This window comes from Carboxylicivirga mesophila (assembly GCF_018271975.1).
Taxonomy (GTDB): Bacteria; Bacteroidota; Bacteroidia; order Bacteroidales; family Marinilabiliaceae; genus Carboxylicivirga; species Carboxylicivirga mesophila.
Map to the genome: position 1 here is coordinate 1 of NZ_JAGUCN010000059.1, position 1761 is coordinate 1761.

The window sequence follows — 1761 nt, forward strand, 5'->3', positions numbered from 1 at the left end:
TTTGTTTGTCTTATAGGCCAATTCTACTGGAATAATAAAACTTTATCCATCATTTTATCCGTGATTTTATCTATAGGTTCATTCGTTTTAATTTTGATGGCTATTTATTTTATTGGCACAACAAACTCTAAATTATTACAAGCAATCTCAATGTTGATTTTTGGAGTATTCTTGTTATTTACTGGACTTACAATGACAAGAAAAAATAGAAGTATTGAGACGCCTGTTTAAGACATTAAGGATTGATAAGCATAAAATAATGCCAGCCGCTAACAAACCGCAATAGCGCATAAGGCGTTCGGCTCATTTTCGTTGGTTCGTAGCTTCGGCGGTCAGCGCCAAATCGTTGATTTGGCTTTTGAAACGAAAAGATAAAAACAAATACAACGTTTTGGCTTCGTGAAGTTCGGAAGTGAGTACGGTTAAAATCACTTTCGCTTCATAGCCTCGTCCGTTGGCATTCATTCCACCAATACATCATTTGAGAAGTAAGATTAAGCTAAAAACGTGAAACAAAATAAATACAACAAAGAATACAAATTCCCTGACGCGACAAGCTTGCGTAATAGTATATTTTACATTCTTTTTTTTCTGTTTCTAGTCATATTTGTTGCTATTGACATACTACCAATGACAGAAGAAGAGGTTTATGAACGTTTTGCCAATCAAGAATTAATCGGAAGTTCAAATCAACGCTTTGCACAACAAATACAAATGCTTCTTGCCTCCAATTGGGGTAAAAGAGGACTTGTTATCGGGATGAGTTTGATTTCCTTTGTTATAATTAACGAAGTCTACTCAATGACTTTTACCTTGGTTCGCTATAGAAGGAAATTAAAGCTATATAAAAAAGGAATTGTTACGGATTTAAACGATTATCACAAACCTTTTGGAATAATTGGACATCTCAAATATCTGATTAAAAATAGGAATAAGCAGGACTCTAGTTTTTATTACAAAAAGAATATTAGAAAAAAAGTAGAAGAAATTAACTACGACAGATATAAATAACGAAATGCCAACACGCCGCTATAGCGCATAGCAGGGGTCGGTGGGGCTTTGGTTGTGCAGATTCCCGCCTCGATAGTCTCGTCCTCTCGGACGGACAATCTCAACGCAAATCTGCTACAGCGCCATGCGGCCAACCGTTGGGGGCAATAGGACGCATTTCGCAGATAACTAATAGTATAGCTAATGAACGAACTAGATTCTTTTTTGAAGACCTTAAATGATGTCGAATTAGCCAAATTTGTTGTATTCAGATTTCAGGACTTTGTTGGGACTTCAAAAGAAACAATAATTGCAGAAGCCAAAACAAGAAACCTTGACCATATTGATATTAATTGGCTTTGTAAACAAAATATTGAGACTAACGACGAAATAAAGAATAAATGCGAACAATGTGGTTCAGCAAAATTCTATACCGAGACTGACTATGAAATGCGACAAACGAATTATATCAGCTATGAAGTAGCAATAGAATCAGAACGATGTAGAATATGTGGTTTCAATCCAGACAAAAACAGCAAAGGATTATTAAAGACAATAAAAAAGAAACTTGGCTTCTATCGAAAAACAAGATTGAAAAGACCGGAGATTGATGGAAACATGTTTACCTAAAAATAAACTACTGCCCCCAACACGCCGCCATAGCGCATAGCAGTCTGGCTCACTTTGGGTGGGCAGATTCCCGCCTCGATAGTCTCGTCCTCTCGGACGGACAATCTCAACGCAGAATCTGCTACAGCGCCATGCGGCCAA

Annotated in this window: 3 protein-coding genes; all 3 read left to right on the forward strand. The window is 37.0% G+C overall.

Annotated features, from left to right (window positions below; translation table 11 throughout):
- On the forward strand, positions 1–231 hold a 231-nt coding region (locus KEM09_RS21720; RefSeq protein WP_212232039.1), incomplete at its 5' end, for a hypothetical protein.
- Between the two features lie 276 nt (positions 232–507).
- Positions 508–1011, forward strand: coding sequence for a hypothetical protein (locus tag KEM09_RS21725; protein ID WP_212232041.1), 504 nt, complete (start codon positions 508–510; stop codon positions 1009–1011).
- A gap of 183 nt (positions 1012–1194) precedes the next feature.
- Complete coding sequence (locus tag KEM09_RS21730) at positions 1195–1620, forward strand: hypothetical protein (protein ID WP_212232043.1); 426 nt, start codon at positions 1195–1197, stop codon at positions 1618–1620.
- Positions 1621–1761 lie beyond the last annotated feature (141 nt).